Origin of the sequence: Burkholderia sp. Ac-20392, from assembly GCF_017104585.1 — a bacterium.
In the GTDB taxonomy this organism is placed as follows: Bacteria; Pseudomonadota; Gammaproteobacteria; order Burkholderiales; family Burkholderiaceae; genus Burkholderia; species Burkholderia lata.
On record NZ_JAAGPB010000028.1, the window covers coordinates 25,670 to 40,347 of the forward strand.

Sequence of the window (14,678 nt, forward strand, 5' to 3'; positions counted from 1 at the left end):
GAGCGTTGCCGCCGGCGCTTACTGCGCGCCGTATTGACCGTCGAGGCGCACGCGGTCCTGCTCGACCCAACCTTCGAAGTCTTCGCCGGTCTTGCCGTTGATGTACATGACGTTGTACCAGCGCCCGTGCGACTTGTAGACGGTCACCGAATCGCCGGGAATGATGAAGGTCCGCTTCGTCATGCATTGCTCATCGGGCGCCGAGTAGAAGTACGCGCGCCCCGCGCCGGTGACCGTGCCCGAAGCCGGCGGCCGGAAATTGTCGTCCGGGCCGCTCGTTGCCGCGTTGAGCTTCGTGCAGTCCACTGCGCTTTTTGCGTACGCACCGTTCGCGCCGATCGCAAGCATCGCGATACCGATGAGCATCGTCATTTTCATCTGCATGATCCGTTCTTGAAGTCGTATTGTCGTTTCGTTTTGCCGGTTCACGACCGGCACGTGCTCAATCCTGTGCGACCGTCGCCGGCTCGACACCGGCCGCCTCCGGACGATATCCAAGCCGCACGGAAATCGCCTGCCCGGCCTCCGTCAGCAGTGCGATGTAATGCGCCTTCGTGTCCGCGCCGCACCGCATCGTCGGGAACGACAGCGACAATCCCGCGATCACGCGACCGAAACGGTCGAACACGGGCACCGCGAGACACAGCAGGCCATCTTCCTGCTCCTCGTTGTCCTCGCCATAGCCCTGCTGCCGCACATGCGGCAGGATGCTCATCACCGCATCCGCCGACGCGAGCGTCTTCGCGGTCGACTTCCTGAACTCGACGCCGGCCAGCACCGTGCGCGCTTCGTCGGGCGTCATCCACGCGAGCAGCACCTTGCCGATCGCCGTGCTGTACAGCGGATTGCGCCGGCCGATCCGCGACTGCATGCGCAGCCCGTAATCGGCGTCGATCTTGTGAATGTAGATGATCGCGTCCTCGTCGAACGCGCCGAGATGCACGGCTTCGCGCGTCAGCTGCCCGATGCGGCGCATCTCGAGATCGGCCTCGCGCACCAGGTCCACACTCTCCAGCGCCTTGCTGCCGAGTTCGAACAGCCGGATCGTCAGCCGGTAGCGGTCGGTCTCGCCTTCCTGCGCGACGTAGCCGAGCGTCTTCAACGTCTGCAGGAAGCGATGCACCGTCGTCTTCGACATGCCGAGATGCTGCGACAGTTCGCTGATGCCGACCTCGCGACGATCGCCGAGCGCGGCGAGGATCGTGAAGACCTTGCCGACGGCGGCAACCGAATCGGCCTTCTCCGCGCTGCCGGCCGCCTGCGAATCGCCGGCCTCCGGATGGCCGGCCCCCTGATGGCCGCCCCCCGTTTCCGGGTTCGCCTGATCGCGCTTGCGCTGTCTGGGCGTTGCTGTCATGTCCGTGAATCCGTGAGATGCAAATCGGGAGAGCATAACGCGTTCGCCGTGCGGCACGCGTCAGCGCGCGAGCCACCCACCGTCGACGGCAAGCGTGTGACCGTGCACGTAGTCCGACGCACGCGACGCAAGAAACACCGCCGCGCCCGCGAGATCGTCCGGCACGCCCCAGCGGCCGGCCGGGATGCGACCGAGGATGTCGTCGCTGCGCCGGCTGTCCTCGCGCAGCTGCGCGGTGTTGTCGGTTTCCATGTAGCCGGGTGCGATCGCGTTCACGTTGATCCCGCGCGCAGCCCATTCGTTCGCGAGCAGGCGCGTCAGCCCCAGCACACCGCTCTTCGACGCCGTGTACGACGGCACGCGGATGCCGCCCTGGAACGACAGCATCGACGCGACGTTGACGATCTTGCCGCCGCGCCCCTGCCGCACCATCTGGCGCGCGACGGCCTGCGACAGGAAGAACACGCTCTTCAGGTTCACGTCGATCACGGCGTCCCAGTCGGCTTCGGTGAATTCGAGCGCATCGCAGCGGCGGATCATGCCCGCGTTGTTGACGAGGATGTCGACGTGACCGAACGCGTCGACCGCGCCGCCGACGATCCGCTCGACCGGCTCGAGCGTCGACAGATCGGCGCGCACATCGACGAAGCGCCGCCCGGCCGCTTCGACGCGCGCCGATGTCTCGGCGGGCGCCGAACGGTTCGCACCGACGATGTCGCATCCCGCCGACGCAAGCGCGACGGCCATCGCCGCGCCGAGCCCCGTGTTGCAGCCGGTGACGATCGCGACCTTGCCGGTCAGGTCGAACAGGCCGGCGAGCGCGGTGCGCGTGTCGTTGGCGGGAAGATCGGGCGTATCGCGTTTCATGGTGTCAGCGCAGGTCGGCAACGGCGAGGTGATCCATGTCCTTGAACACCTGGTTCTCGCCCGCCATCCCCCAGATGAACGTGTAGGCCTTCGTGCCGACGCCCGAATGGATCGACCAGCTCGGCGAGATCACCGCCTGTTCGTTGTGCACGACGACGTGGCGCGTTTCCTGCGGCTCGCCGAGCAGGTGGAACACGGCCGCGTCGTCGGCGAGGTTGAAGTAGAAATACACCTCCATCCGCCGCTCGTGCGTATGGCATGGCATCGTGTTCCACAGGCTGCCGGGCTCGAGTTTGGTCATCCCCATCGACAGCTGGCAGGTGGGCAGCACGTCGGGCACGATGAACTTGTAGATCGTGCGGCGATTGCTCGTGGCCGCATCGCCGAGCGTTTCGGGCGATGCCTGCGCGAGCGTGATGGTGCGCGTCGGATGGGCCGTATGCGCGGGTGCGCAGTTCAAGTAAAACTTCGCGGGATGCGCTCGATCGTCGCTACCGAACACGACACCCTGCCCGCCTTGCCCGATGTAGATCGCCTCCTCGGTGCCCACCGCGTGACGCTGCCCGTCGACCTCGACCCAGCCGGGCCCGCCGATGTTGATCGCGCCCAGTTCGCGCCGCTCCAGCAGATGGCTCACGCCCATCGACGCGCCGAGCGATGCCGGCACCTCGACCGGCCGCGTGGCCGGCCACGCGCCGCCGACGATGATGCGGTCGATATGGCTGTAGGTCAGCGACAGCGCGTCCGGCTCCAACACGTTCTCCACCAGGAAATGCCGGCGCAATCCGGCCGTGTCGAGTGTTTTCGCGTGTTCGCCGTGTATGCCCTGCCGAACTTCCATGCCGGTTCTCCGTGCGGAATGGACACGCCGCCGGCACCCGCGCCGACGATCGCCCTGACGAAGATTGAAGCACACATTCCTAAAATTCGGAACGTCGATCCGGATTTTTGATTCAGCGCGCTCGATCGATAAATTCCTTGTAGATCAATGGCATAGCATCTTACGGGTATACGACTACCATCGATATTCACAAAAACGGAACGGCATTCCGAATCATGTCCTATAGTCAGTCAGCAGACATCATTCGACAACAGGACGCATCGACGTCCACGGAGGAGACGTGAAGCTGAAACAGGCCATCGACCGTATTCCGGGTGGGCTCATGCTGGTCCCGATGTTGCTCGGCGCGTGCGTGCACACGTTCGCACCGAACGCCGGGAAGTACTTCGGCTCGTTCACCAACGGCCTGATCGCGGGCACGGTGCCGATCCTCGCCGTCTGGTTCTTCTGCATGGGCGCGACGATCAACCTGCGCGCGACCGGCGTCGTGCTGCGCAAATCGGGCACGCTGCTCGCGACGAAGCTCGTGGTCGCGTGGCTCGCGACCGTGATCGCCGCGCAGTTCATCCCCGGCGACGGCATCCGCACGGGCCTGTTTGCGGGCCTGTCGCTGCTCGCGATCACGACGTCGATGGACATGACCAACGGCGGCCTCTACGCGGCCGTGATGCAGCAGTACGGCAGCAAGGAGGAAGCCGGCGCGTTCGTGCTGATGTCGATCGAATCGGGGCCGCTCGTCAGCATGCTGATCCTCGGCGCGGCCGGTGTCGCGGTGTTCGAGACGCGGCTGTTCGTCGGCGCGGTACTGCCGTTCCTGATCGGCTTCACGCTCGGCAACCTCGATGAGGACCTGCGCGAGCTGTTCGGACGCTGCGTGCATCCGCTGATCCCGTTCTTCGGATTCGCGCTCGGTAACGGCATTGATCTCAACGTGATCGCGAAAAGCGGGCTGCCGGGCATCGCGCTCGGGCTCGCGGTGATCGTCGTGACGGGTATTCCGCTGATGCTCGCGGACAAGCTGCTGGGCGGCGGCAACGGCACCGCCGGGCTCGCCGCGTCGTCGACGGCCGGCGCCGCGGTCGCGAACCCGGCGATCATCGGCGAGATGATTCCGAAGTTCAAGCCGATGGTGCCGGCGGCGACGGCGATCGTCGCAACCGCGTGTCTCGTGACGGCGATTCTCGTGCCGATATTGACAGCGATGTGGGCGAAGCGGGCAGCGAGGATGTCAGGGGTGCCGGTCAGGGTGGCGCCACGGACGGGGCATGGTGGGGCGATCGAGCACGAGGGGCATGTTTGAGGGATGCCGGTTCGAGTCTGGTCCCCGGCACCCGTTTCAAGTCGATCAATGTTCGATGGCGTAATAAAACCCGGGAAATCGAAATGTTTCCCGGGGTTTTCGTTCGCCGGTGTTTGCGTGCATTCAGTGGCGCGCTCACGAATCCGGACATTGATGCGCATCCGCCGCGCGGCGCTTCAGTCGAACGTACGCATGACGGCGGATGCCTTGGTGGCGATCAGCCATTTGCCCTCCACCTTATGCATGACGAAGTGATCGTTGAACAGCCTGTTTCCGATCCGCACCCGCACGGTAGCCGTTGAAAGGCCGTCCGAGATATGCGCCATCGACAGGATCGCCTCGTCCCTGGGTGCGCCGGCCTCTCGAGGACTCTGCCTCCCATGGATGAGTGCCGCATACTCGTGCGACGACAGCGTGCGCAACCGGCCTTCATCCAGCCACTGAATCACACAGCTCGGGTGAAAGACCGTGTCGAAGTCACGGCTCCTGGGCTCATAAGCCAAATTGAAATAATCGTCGATCAAGGCGACGACGGCTTGGGTCTGGGTCATGGCTGGCTTCCCTCGGTAGTGAACGGCTCGTATAGTGAGCGCTCCTCCCCGCGCTCGGCTACGGCGACCCGGTTATCGCTGCCATTACAGGAACACATGGATCATGGAAGACCTCGATGGAGGGCTCGTCAGCGGCCTGCTGGTTCTGGCAGCCATCGCCGAATCCGGGAGCTTCGGCCGTGCTGCATCTCGTCTGGGCAAGACCCAGCCGGCGGTCAGTCGCGCGATCCAGCGACTGGAGGACCGCCTGCGCGCGAAGCTCGTGCATCGCACCAGCCGGCACGTCGAAGTGACGGACGCCGGCCATGCGCTGCTGTCGAAGGTGCTGCCGTTACTCCAGGGGATCGAAGAGGCAACCGCCGGCGCCTCTCACCAGACCTCGATCGTCAACGGAACGCTCCGTGTGGCGTGCGATGCCGTGTTCGCCCGACTGGTGCTCGCGCCGGAGCTAGCCCAGTTCATGAAGGACCACCCTGCGCTGCACGTGAAGCTGGAGACCCGAAACGACCTCCCGGACCTGATCAGCGACGGATTCGATCTCGCCATCCGGTTCGGACCGCCAACCGTTTCAACTCTGGTCTGTCGCAGGCTGTACAGTCCGCGGGTCCTCACTGTGGCTGCGCCGTCGTACCTGGAGCAACGCGGCCGGCCGAGGTCGCCGCAGGATCTGGTCGATGATGGCCATGAATGCATCATGGCCATCGATCCGGCTACCGGCAGACCCTTCGATTGGGAGTTCTGGCGTGACAGCGAGAAAGTGAAGGTGGCAGTCGGCGGGAAGCTGATGGTCACGGACGCAGGAACCAAAATCGGCGCCTGCCTTGCAGGCTACGGGATCGCGCAGGTGATCGACCTCGGGATCGACACCCACCTGCGGGCGGGCACGCTGGAGCCGGTTCTGACGGACTGGTGCGACGAGACGTTCCCGCTCTACGTCTACTATCCCAGCCGGAATCACGTGCCGGCCAAGGTGAGAGCGTTCATCGACTTTGTTGTCGGCATGATGCCGGGGCTGCGGTCGAAAGGTGAGGATGCCGGCGCTGGCCGGCAGCCGTCAGCGGCGGTGTTCGAAACGCTGCGTCGTTTGCCATCCGCTTGATTCGCTCGTCACGTCACGTCGCGTCGCGTCGCGTCGCTTCGGCTCGGCTCGGCTCGGCTCGGCTCGGCTGCACATGCTGATCCGGACAAACGCACGTAAAGCGTTTGCGATGCGGGTCGAACCAGGGCAGATTTTCGTCGCGCGGGAGATCCGCATCGACGACGATGCGCTCGAACTCTCCGTCGACGCATACGTGGCGCAAAAGCCGTACGCGGTCGCCGCGCGCCGCTGGCCGCCCAAGTCTTCCCGTACAACGCACGCCGAATGGCGCGTCACGCAACGGCGCGCCGTCGCCTGATCGCGCGCCGAACTTCACGCGCTCGCCGAACCCGCGCTGGAGATGAACGCGACGCGCACGACGTACCGCGTTACCCGACGGGTATCGGGTATCCAGGTCGTGTGGAGACGGCGGCGAGTGAAGAGGGTCAGCAAGCCGGCGGATAATCGGGATCGGACTGGCAGGTGTCCCGATATGTGTCGTCGACAGCGCGCAGAAATGCATTCCGTCCGCTCTCCAATGCCGTTGCGGTAGGCTGGTTCGGCGGTACGGGCATGACGCGGCCATCAGGCGACATCGAATATCCGAGATCGACATACACATCGTCCGGTGTGCGCTTCGCTCCGATCCAGTAGCCGATCGTCACCGCATCGGCGATACCGGTCGCACCGTTGTAACCGACTTCGATTCGTTCGACCTTGAAAGCGCGCGGCCTCATTTTCTCCGCAAAGGCCAGTACTTCGGCAACGGTTGCCCCATCTTTTGTCCGGTGCCGCTTGACTGCCTGTATCCAGGCTGCTTCCTGGGCTGCCGGCAGTATCTTCAGTTTCGGCACGGCGAACAGCGTGCTCCCGCTTCCCCATAGACAAGCCGCGACAACAGCGTGCGCGGCACCACGTGCGACACGATCCATCGTGATTTTCATTGAACGACGCCTGGTTGGTTGAATCGACCCCGAATCTTACGATCATTGCCCGCGATACCGGGGCACGACATCGCGCACGCCATTCCGGCACGCCCCCCCGCCCAAGCGCTAAAATCCGCCGCCTGGGCATCCACAACGAGCAAGCGTTTTGACGGCGTTCGAGCAGGGTTTCATCCTCACCCGCCACTGGCGGGACACCGCATCCGGCATCGAGATCGAATTCTGGCTGGCAACCGAACACGGTCCGCGCCGCGTGCGGTTGCGCCCGCAGGAAGCCGTCGCGTTCATCCCGGCCGAACAGCAGGCGCTCGCCGAACGCACGCTGGCCGGCGAGCGCGAGGCCGAGTTGCGCCCGCTCGCGCTGCGCGACTTCCGGCAGCGGCCGGTCGTCGGCCTCTATTGCAAGCGCTATCGCCACCTGTCCGGGCTGCAGAAGCGCCTCGCGGCAGCCGGCGTCGACGTCTACGAAGCCGACGTGCAGCCGCCCGACCGCTACGCGATGGAGCGCTTCATCACGGCCTGCGTGCAGTTTCGCGGGCAACCCGGCGGCGACGGCACGCTGACCGGCGCCGAGCTGAAAACCGCGACCGGCTATCGCCCGGCGCTGCGCTGCGTGTCGCTCGACATCGAAACCAGCGTCCACGGCGAGCTGTATTCGATCGCGCTCGAAGGCTGCGGGCAACGGCAGGTCTACATGCTCGGTCCACCGAACGGAGACGACAGTGATGCAGCAGGCGCCATCGACTTCCGTCTCGACTACTGCGACAGCCGGCCCGCAATGCTCGCGCGGCTCAACGAATGGTTCGACGAACACGATCCCGATGCGGTGATCGGCTGGAACCTCGTGCAGTTCGACCTGCGCATCCTGCATGCGCATTCGGAGCAATACGGCATCCCGTTGAAGCTCGGCCGCGGCGGCAGCGTGCTCGACTGGCGCGCGCACGGCCAGCAACCCGACCACTTCTTCGCGGGCGCGGCCGGCCGATTGATCCTGGACGGCATCGACATGCTGAAATCCGCGACGTGGACGTTCCCGTCGTTCAGCCTCGAATACGTGTCGCAGGCGCTGCTCGGCGAAGGCAAGTCGATCGACAATCCGTATCAGCGGATGGACGAGATCCAGCGCCGCTTCGATCACGACAAGCCGGCGCTCGCGCGCTACAACCTGAAGGACTGCGAGCTCGTCACGCGCATCTTCGACAAGGCCGACCTGCTGTCCTTCGCGCTCGAACGCGCGAGCGTGACGGGCCTCGCGGCCGATCGCACCGGCGGGTCGGTGGCGGCCTTCACGCACCTGTACCTGCCGCGCATGCACCGGCTCGGCTATGTCGCGCCGAACCTCGGCGACGTGACGGGGCAGAACAGCCCCGGCGGCTTCGTGATGGATTCGCGCCCCGGGCTGTACGACTCGGTGCTCGTGTTCGACTACAAGAGCCTCTATCCATCGATCATCCGCACGTTCCTGATCGATCCGGTCGGGCTGATCGAAGGGCTCGCGAATCCCGGCGACGACGCATCGGTGCCGGGCTTTCTCGGCGCGCGCTTCTCGCGTACCGCGCACTGCCTGCCCGACGTCGTGCGCCGCGTATGGGAAGGCCGCGACGACGCGAAGCGGCAGCGCAACGCGCCGCTGTCGCAGGCGCTGAAGATCATCATGAATTCGTTCTACGGCGTGCTCGGCTCGACGGGCTGCCGCTTCTTCGACCCGCGCCTCGCGTCGTCGATCACGATGCGCGGGCACGAGATCATGCACCGCACGCGCGAGCTGATCGAAGCGCAGGGTTATGAAGTGATCTACGGCGATACTGATTCGACGTTCGTGTGGCTCGGCCGCGCGCACGACGACGACGAAGCCGGCGCCAAGGGCCGCGCGCTCGTCGAGCACGTGAACCGTTGGTGGCAGGCGCACCTGCACGACCACTTCGGGCTCGCAAGCGCGCTGGAGCTGCAGTACGAGCGGCACTACCGCCGCTTCCTGATGCCGACCGTGCGCGGCGCGGAGGAAGGCAGCAAGAAGCGTTACGCCGGCCTCGCGGCAGCGGCCGACGGCGGCGAGGATCTCGTGTTCAAGGGGCTCGAAACGGTGCGCACCGACTGGACGCCGCTCGCGCAGCAGTTCCAGCGCGAGTTGTACCGGCGCGTGTTCAACCGCGAGCCGTACCAGGATTTCATCCGCGACACCGTGCGGCGCACGCTGGCCGGCGAATTCGACGACCAGCTCGTCTACCGCAAGCGCGTGCGCCGGCCGCTGCGCGAGTACGAACGCAACGTGCCGCCGCACGTGCGCGCGGCGCGGATCGCCGACGAGTTCAACCAGGCGCAGGGCCGCCCGCTGCAGTATCAGCGCGGCGGCTGGATCAGCTACGTGATGACGACGGCCGGCCCCGAGCCGCTCGAAACGATGCGCTCGCCGATCGACTATGCGTTCTACCTGAGCTGCCAGTTGCAGCCCGTCGCCGACGCGATCCTGCCGTTCCTGCGCGACGATTTCGAACGCGTGATCTCCGGGCAGGGGCAGTTGTTTCAGTAATGGCGGCGCCATGTCGGGCGCGGGAGAAACGCCGGGCCGGTTAAAATACCGCGCTGCTGCGCGTCCTGCCGCAGCCGAAGGAGATTCATCATGACCGCACGTCGCGGAACAGCGGTCGCCATCGCGCCCGGCCACGAGACAGCCAGCCTGTCGAAAGCCCAGAAAGCATTCAATACGCTCGTCCAGCAGATCGAGAAGCGACGCGAGCGGCTCGGCGCGTGGGAAGCCGCGATGCCGGCCTTCCAGAAGAAATTCGTCGACGAGCTGTTGCCGCTCGAACAGACGTCGACCGCACTGCGGATCCGGTTGCTCAATCAGCTCGACGACGCGTACCTGCAGAAAGGCTTGAGCAAGGCCGAGCAGCACACCCTGTCCGGGATGATCGCCAACATGGCGCGCGACTTGCTCGACTTCAGCGACGACGCGCAGCTGAAGGCCATCCACGCCCGGCACAGCGTGGCCGATCACGGCAGCAACGCAGCGGCCGAGCCGGAGCTGGAACCGGAATCGACGCCTGGCGCGACCACGAAAGACGATCTCGACGCGCTGTCGCCCGAAGAACTCATGGCGCGCGTGCAGGCCGAACTGGACGAGCAGTTCGAGCGCGACATGGCCAAGCACGCGGCCCGCGAGGCACAGCGCGCGAAGCGCAAGAAAGCGCCCCGCCAATCGGCCGCGCTGGCGAAGCGCGAAGCCGAGCAGGCCGAAGCGAGCCGGTCGATCCGCGAGGTCTACCGGAAGCTGGCGAGCGCGCTGCACCCCGATCGCGAGACCGATCCGCAGGAACAGGAACGCAAGACGGTGCTGATGCAGCGGGTCAACCACGCTTACGCGAACGGCAAGCTCCTGCAACTGCTGGAGCTGCAACTGGAGATCGAACAGATCGACCGGCACGCGATCAACGGCCTCGGCGAAGACCGGCTCGCGCGCTACAACGGCATCCTCGAAGATCAGCTGCGCGAGCTGGACCAGGAGATCCAGGACGTCGAGACCGGATTCCGGCGGACCTACGGGATCGCGCCGTCCGTCAAGGTCGCGCCCGATACCATCATGCGCATGCTCACGCGCGACATCGCGGGCACTCAGCGCAGCATCCACGACCTGAACCTGACGCTGCGCGAGTTCGACGATCCGGCGAACGTCAAGGAATGGCTGAAGGACATGAAGCGCCAGCAGGCATTCCCGCGCTTCGACGACTAGCTTTGTCGGGCGGGCCTGCGTCTGCCCGCCGAACATCGCGTGCATCGCCGCCCGGATGAAACGGCTGCCCCCCCTCATCCATCGGCATTCCGCGCGATCAAGACGAGTCAAAGCCGGCTCACCGGGCGCCATACGTCACCCACTTTCTCGGATTCAGGAACACATCTGGACAGGAATCGCCATTTATCCGGCCGATCCGGGTTCCTAAACTTGTCTCGTCGGTTCAGCCAGCCGCCATCGCGCCGAACCGCAACGAAACCGTCTGAGGAAACCGTGAAATCCATCATCGTCACCATCGCCACCGTCGCCGCTACCGCCACCGCTCTCCTCGCCGCACCGACCGCGTCGTACGCGCAGTCGTCGCACTCGACGCTCACGCGTGCGCAGGTACGCCAGGAGCTGCTCGACCTCGAGTCGGTCGGCTACGAGCCGATCGCCGGTGATGGCGACAACTATCCGGGCGACATCGTCGCCGCGCAGGAACGCCTGGCCGCCAAGCGGCTGGCCGAGCGCAAGCGCACCGAAGCGGCCTACGGGTCGAACGGTGCGCCTGGCGTGGATTCGGGCGCGCCGGCGGTTGCCGTGGTGAAGCCGTAACGCCGCGACGCACGCCCGCATCGACGCAGGCGAGCGGCCACGACACCCGGCCGCCGCACTGCGCTGCGGTCGCCCGCCCGGGCGACCCGTCGCTTCACTTCACGCCCGATGCCCCGAGATCGGCCCCGCTTCGCCGGTCAGGTTGAAGATGCTGTCGATCCACGCAAGAAACGTCGAGAACGTGAAATCCGACCACTGCTGCGTGCGGAACGCCTTCATCACCGGCGTATCGGCCGGGTCCTGCTGGTTCAGCAGGTTGTCAACGAACGTGCCGATATCCGCGTCGACGCCGTTCTCGTGGATGCCCGACCCGGTAAAGCTGACCGCCGTCACCTGGTGGTTGTCGATGAAGTCGTTGCGCGCCCACGGCATGAAGTAGCCGAAGTTCGGCAGCGGGTTCAGCGTCTGCTTCAGCCCGTCCAGCTCCTGGTCGAACATCGCGAGCGACAGCGAATCCTTCGTCGCGTCGTCGGGCGCCGCGATCACGGCCGGCACGAACGCGCGATAGTGATACGCGGCGATGATCTTGTCGCGCTGGTAGCTCGAGAAGCCGAAGCGGTCGTGCGGATACGTCGCCGACAGCGCCGCGTACGCGCTCCCCATGTTGCCCGGATCGAAATGGCTGGTCAGCCGGCTGTTCACGGTGATCATCCCGTCGGGGCCCGTCATCCCCCACTCGGTGCGCACGCGGTCGTACAGGCCGACCGACGGATGCGTGGCCGCGTCCGCATCGAACGGCGTGTTGAAGACCGTGCCGGCGTCGTCGAGCAGCGAACTATGCGCCTGCGGCTGCAGCGTGTTGCGCAGCGTCGCGTAGTTCGCGAGCGTGCCGTAGCCGCCCGCGCTCATCCCGTACACGAGCAGCCGGTTCGGCTTGCCGAAGCCGTGCGACGTCAGCCACTGCGCGACGGCCTGGATGTTCTTCAGCCCGCTGTAGTGCTGCAGCCGCCAGTCGCCGCCCGGCGCGGTGTAGTTGCGCACCGCGCTGCCCATGTGGATATCTCCGGTGCAATAGGGCACGAAAACCTGTGTCCACTGCTGCGTCTCGACCTTTGGTTCGCCGACGAGAATGTGCGCGAGATCCATCCGCGTGAGCAACGGCGACAGGAACGACGACAGCAGGCTCTCGTTCGCGGTGCCGTTCATGTAGTTGTGCGGGATGCCGTCCGGGTTGAAGCCGCCGAGGCCGGCCTCGGCGCCGGTCGACGTTTGCGTGCAGGTGCCGTAATCCCAGCACGCGCCGCCCGGCTCCATCATGTACAGCAGGTTGTCCGACTGCGCGCGATTGATGTAGAAGCGCATCGGCGTGCCGTTGCCGCATGATGCACCGGTGCTCTCTGGCAACGTCACTTCGTACCACGAATAATATGGAATCGACGGATCCGGCATCGTCGTATCGGCGGCCTGGCCGTTCAGTGCCGCGCAACCGAGCAGCGTGGCAACGGCCGCGCGCAGCAGGCTTCGTGCTGTGGACATCTCCCCTCCTTGTCGATGGACATGACGCGGCCGCCGGGCTCCGTCCCGGCGTCGCGGATTCGGCGCTCAGTGCGCGCCGGACGGTGACGCGCCGTCGAACAGCTGGACCCGCAACGCCTGCAGGCGCTGCGCGATGACGGCTTGTTGCTGATCGGGATCGGGAATGCTCGCCTGAACCTGCCGGACGACGTCGCGGCTCTGCTGTTCGTACGAGAGATAGCGTGGGTCCTGCGCCGGCGACGGGCCGACCGTCTGCTGCGCATAGGTGTCCCATTGCGCGCGCATCGACCGGATCGCCGCGCTGCGTGTCGCGGGGTCGGCTTCGATGTCGGTCAGCAGCGCCGCGCTCAGCGCTTCGGCCTGCACCGGCACGATCTCGTTGCGTGCGACATGGTCGGGCAGTTCGTCGAGAATCCGTCGCGCGAGCGCGGCGCGCTCGGCTTGCAGCATGCTGTTGCGGCGATCCCCATACGCGGCAACCTCGTCGCGAAAGCGCGCGAATGCGACGATGCGCTTCACTTCGGCATCCGCGTCGGGGCGCCCCGCGAGGCTGCGGCGCAGCGCGTCGACGTCGAGCCGCCGTTCCTCCGGGCCTGGCGTCGCCGCGCCGGTGCCGAACGTATCGGCCGCGCCTGGCTGCGCGCTCGCCGTCGTGGTCGCTGCTGTGTCGGACGACGCGGCTTGCGCCGGTGTCGCCGCTTCATATCGCCAGATTGCGACGACGGCCACGCCGATCGCCGCGATCGCGCCCGTGCGCCGCCAGAGTGCCCTGTTCTTCTTCACGTCGCCTCCTCGTCACGTCATGCCGTTCTTCGCCGGTGCATCCGCGAGTAGGTTCTAGGTCGAATCCGGCATGCAGTCAAAAGCGGCACTAGAACGCAGGCACTAAACCTGCTCGCATCGGCCACGCCCGGCAGAACGTTTGAAACGCATTTCGTTGTCGCCCGGCCAGGCGCGCGATGTCGCGCGTCACGCCCGGCCGGCGGCGATTCGGGCCGGCACGCGCCATGTGCACCGCGACACCAAGCAAGCCGTGATCCAGCCGCGCGCAGCACGCGGGCCATGCATCGGCGTGGCCGATACGGATGGCCGGATAAGACCCGTCGAACGACCCGCTCAGCGCTTGGTCGTGATTTTGGCCAGCCCTATGCTGGTTTCCGACACGCGCCGAACGGTCGGCGCGACACCCACCCCACCCAGCCGAGCCCGTTCCATGAGCCGTGCAGACCTTCCGCATCGCGCACCCGCCGCCGTCCACGACTACCCGACCTATCGCGACGCACTCGCGGGCCGCCGGCTACCTGCCGCCTTCGTCAACCTCGACTGCCTCGATGCGAACCTCGCCGACCTGAAGCGCCGCGCACGCGGCCTGCCGATCCGGCTCGCGACGAAGTCGGTGCGCTCGCGCGAACTGATCGGCGCGGTGCTCGCCGCCGGCCCGTTCATGCAGGGGCTGCTGTGCTACTCGGCCGCGGAAGCCGCGTGGCTTGCGGACGGCGGATTCGACGACATCGTCGTCGCGTATCCGACCGTCGAGCCCGACGACCTGCGCGCGGTGGCCGCGCAGCTCCGGCGCGGCCGCTCGATCACGCTGATGGTCGACGACGCGGCGCAGGTCGACGCGATCGACCGCGTCGCCCACGAGGAACGCGTGACGATCCCGCTCGCGATCGATCTCGACATGTCGTCCGCGTATCCGGGCCTGTACTTCGGCATGTACCGCTCGCCGGTGCGCGATGCGGCCGGCGCACTCGCGCTCGCGAACCGCATCGGCGAGCGGCAGCACGTGCGGCTCGACGGGCTGATGGGCTACGAAGGACAGATCGCCGGCGTGGCCGACACGGAGCCGGGCAACGGCGCGCGCAACGCGCTGGTGCGTCACCTGAAGCGCCGCTCGGCACGCGAGATCAATGCGCGCCGCCAGGCGGCCGTGCAGG

General features: G+C 66.2%; 15 protein-coding genes. 7 read left to right on the forward strand and 8 right to left on the reverse strand.

The window, feature by feature from the left end; translation table 11 throughout:
• Positions 1-18: 18 nt before the first annotated feature.
• The 4 genes from G3N99_RS06490 to kduI all read right to left on the reverse strand — a co-directional run bounded on the left by G3N99_RS06490 (position 19) and on the right by kduI (position 3,065).
• On the reverse strand, positions 19-378 hold the full coding sequence (locus G3N99_RS06490; protein ID WP_206121953.1) for a hypothetical protein: 360 nt from the start codon (positions 376-378) through the stop codon (positions 19-21).
• Between the two features lie 64 nt (positions 379-442).
• Positions 443-1,357, reverse strand: coding sequence for a DNA-binding transcriptional regulator KdgR (kdgR, locus tag G3N99_RS06495; protein ID WP_206121954.1), 915 nt, complete (start codon positions 1,355-1,357; stop codon positions 443-445).
• A 60-nt stretch (positions 1,358-1,417) separates the two neighbouring features.
• On the reverse strand, positions 1,418-2,224 hold the full coding sequence (gene kduD, locus G3N99_RS06500) for a 2-dehydro-3-deoxy-D-gluconate 5-dehydrogenase KduD (RefSeq protein WP_174943501.1): 807 nt from the start codon (positions 2,222-2,224) through the stop codon (positions 1,418-1,420).
• 4 nt (positions 2,225-2,228) lie between these two features.
• Positions 2,229-3,065 carry a 5-dehydro-4-deoxy-D-glucuronate isomerase gene (gene kduI, locus G3N99_RS06505; protein WP_206121955.1) on the reverse strand — a complete coding sequence of 279 codons (837 nt, stop codon included), beginning with the start codon at positions 3,063-3,065 and terminating at the stop codon, positions 2,229-2,231.
• Between the two features lie 280 nt (positions 3,066-3,345).
• On the opposite strand from kduI, the gene kdgT reads away from it, so the two are divergent.
• On the forward strand, positions 3,346-4,365 hold the full coding sequence (gene kdgT / locus G3N99_RS06510) for a 2-keto-3-deoxygluconate transporter (protein ID WP_206121956.1): 1,020 nt from the start codon (positions 3,346-3,348) through the stop codon (positions 4,363-4,365).
• Positions 4,366-4,541: 176 nt separating this feature from the next.
• Here kdgT and G3N99_RS06515 read toward each other — a convergent pair whose 3' ends face one another.
• On the reverse strand, positions 4,542-4,916 hold the full coding sequence (locus G3N99_RS06515) for a nuclear transport factor 2 family protein (RefSeq protein ID WP_206121957.1): 375 nt from the start codon (positions 4,914-4,916) through the stop codon (positions 4,542-4,544).
• A 103-nt stretch (positions 4,917-5,019) separates the two neighbouring features.
• Between G3N99_RS06515 and G3N99_RS06520 the strand changes: the two genes are divergently transcribed.
• Both G3N99_RS06520 and G3N99_RS06525 read left to right on the forward strand, forming a co-directional pair.
• Entirely contained in the window at positions 5,020-6,015 is a 996-nt protein-coding gene (locus G3N99_RS06520) for a LysR family transcriptional regulator (protein WP_174943490.1), read from the forward strand.
• A gap of 73 nt (positions 6,016-6,088) precedes the next feature.
• A complete protein-coding gene (locus G3N99_RS06525; protein ID WP_206121958.1) occupies positions 6,089-6,313 on the forward strand; it encodes a hypothetical protein in 225 nt (74 codons plus the stop codon).
• 127 nt (positions 6,314-6,440) lie between these two features.
• Here the strand turns inward: G3N99_RS06525 and G3N99_RS06530 are convergent, their stop codons facing one another.
• Positions 6,441-6,938: a hypothetical protein gene (locus G3N99_RS06530; RefSeq protein ID WP_206121959.1), complete on the reverse strand. Its 498-nt coding sequence runs from the start codon at positions 6,936-6,938 to the stop codon at positions 6,441-6,443.
• Positions 6,939-7,086: 148 nt separating this feature from the next.
• Here G3N99_RS06530 and G3N99_RS06535 point away from each other — a divergent pair, with 148 nt between their 5' ends.
• From G3N99_RS06535 to G3N99_RS06545, 3 genes are all read left to right on the forward strand, one after another.
• Complete coding sequence (locus G3N99_RS06535; protein WP_206121960.1) at positions 7,087-9,468, forward strand: DNA polymerase II; 2,382 nt, start codon at positions 7,087-7,089, stop codon at positions 9,466-9,468.
• A gap of 90 nt (positions 9,469-9,558) precedes the next feature.
• Positions 9,559-10,668: a J domain-containing protein gene (locus G3N99_RS06540; RefSeq protein WP_206121961.1), complete on the forward strand. Its 1,110-nt coding sequence runs from the start codon at positions 9,559-9,561 to the stop codon at positions 10,666-10,668.
• 273 nt (positions 10,669-10,941) lie between these two features.
• Complete coding sequence (locus tag G3N99_RS06545; RefSeq protein ID WP_174943476.1) at positions 10,942-11,265, forward strand: DUF4148 domain-containing protein; 324 nt, start codon at positions 10,942-10,944, stop codon at positions 11,263-11,265.
• Positions 11,266-11,364: 99 nt separating this feature from the next.
• On the opposite strand, the gene G3N99_RS06550 is transcribed toward G3N99_RS06545, so the two are convergent.
• Positions 11,365-12,741, reverse strand: coding sequence for a pectin acetylesterase-family hydrolase (locus G3N99_RS06550; RefSeq protein ID WP_206121962.1), 1,377 nt, complete (start codon positions 12,739-12,741; stop codon positions 11,365-11,367).
• 66 nt (positions 12,742-12,807) lie between these two features.
• A complete protein-coding gene (plcR, locus tag G3N99_RS06555; RefSeq protein WP_206121963.1) occupies positions 12,808-13,524 on the reverse strand; it encodes a phospholipase C accessory protein PlcR in 717 nt (238 codons plus the stop codon).
• Positions 13,525-13,954: 430 nt separating this feature from the next.
• Here plcR and G3N99_RS06560 point away from each other — a divergent pair.
• A partial coding sequence (locus tag G3N99_RS06560) for an alanine racemase (protein WP_206121964.1) occupies positions 13,955-14,678 on the forward strand: 724 nt, incomplete at its 3' end.

Excerpts from the sequence above, each read along its gene's own strand:
- G3N99_RS06490 (WP_206121953.1), bottom strand. The coding sequence starts at position 378 with ATGAAAATGACGATGCTCATCGGTATCGCGATGCTTGCGATCGGCGCG.
- kdgR (WP_206121954.1), bottom strand. The coding sequence starts at position 1,357 with ATGACAGCAACGCCCAGACAGCGCAAGCGCGATCAGGCGAACCCGGAA.
- kduD (WP_174943501.1), bottom strand. The coding sequence starts at position 2,224 with ATGAAACGCGATACGCCCGATCTTCCCGCCAACGACACGCGCACCGCG.
- kduI (WP_206121955.1), bottom strand. The coding sequence starts at position 3,065 with ATGGAAGTTCGGCAGGGCATACACGGCGAACACGCGAAAACACTCGAC.
- G3N99_RS06515 (WP_206121957.1), bottom strand. The coding sequence starts at position 4,916 with ATGACCCAGACCCAAGCCGTCGTCGCCTTGATCGACGATTATTTCAAT.
- G3N99_RS06520 (WP_174943490.1), top strand. The coding sequence starts at position 5,020 with ATGGAAGACCTCGATGGAGGGCTCGTCAGCGGCCTGCTGGTTCTGGCA.
- G3N99_RS06525 (WP_206121958.1), top strand. The coding sequence starts at position 6,089 with ATGCTGATCCGGACAAACGCACGTAAAGCGTTTGCGATGCGGGTCGAA.
- G3N99_RS06530 (WP_206121959.1), bottom strand. The coding sequence starts at position 6,938 with ATGAAAATCACGATGGATCGTGTCGCACGTGGTGCCGCGCACGCTGTT.
- G3N99_RS06540 (WP_206121961.1), top strand. The coding sequence starts at position 9,559 with ATGACCGCACGTCGCGGAACAGCGGTCGCCATCGCGCCCGGCCACGAG.
- G3N99_RS06550 (WP_206121962.1), bottom strand. The coding sequence starts at position 12,741 with ATGTCCACAGCACGAAGCCTGCTGCGCGCGGCCGTTGCCACGCTGCTC.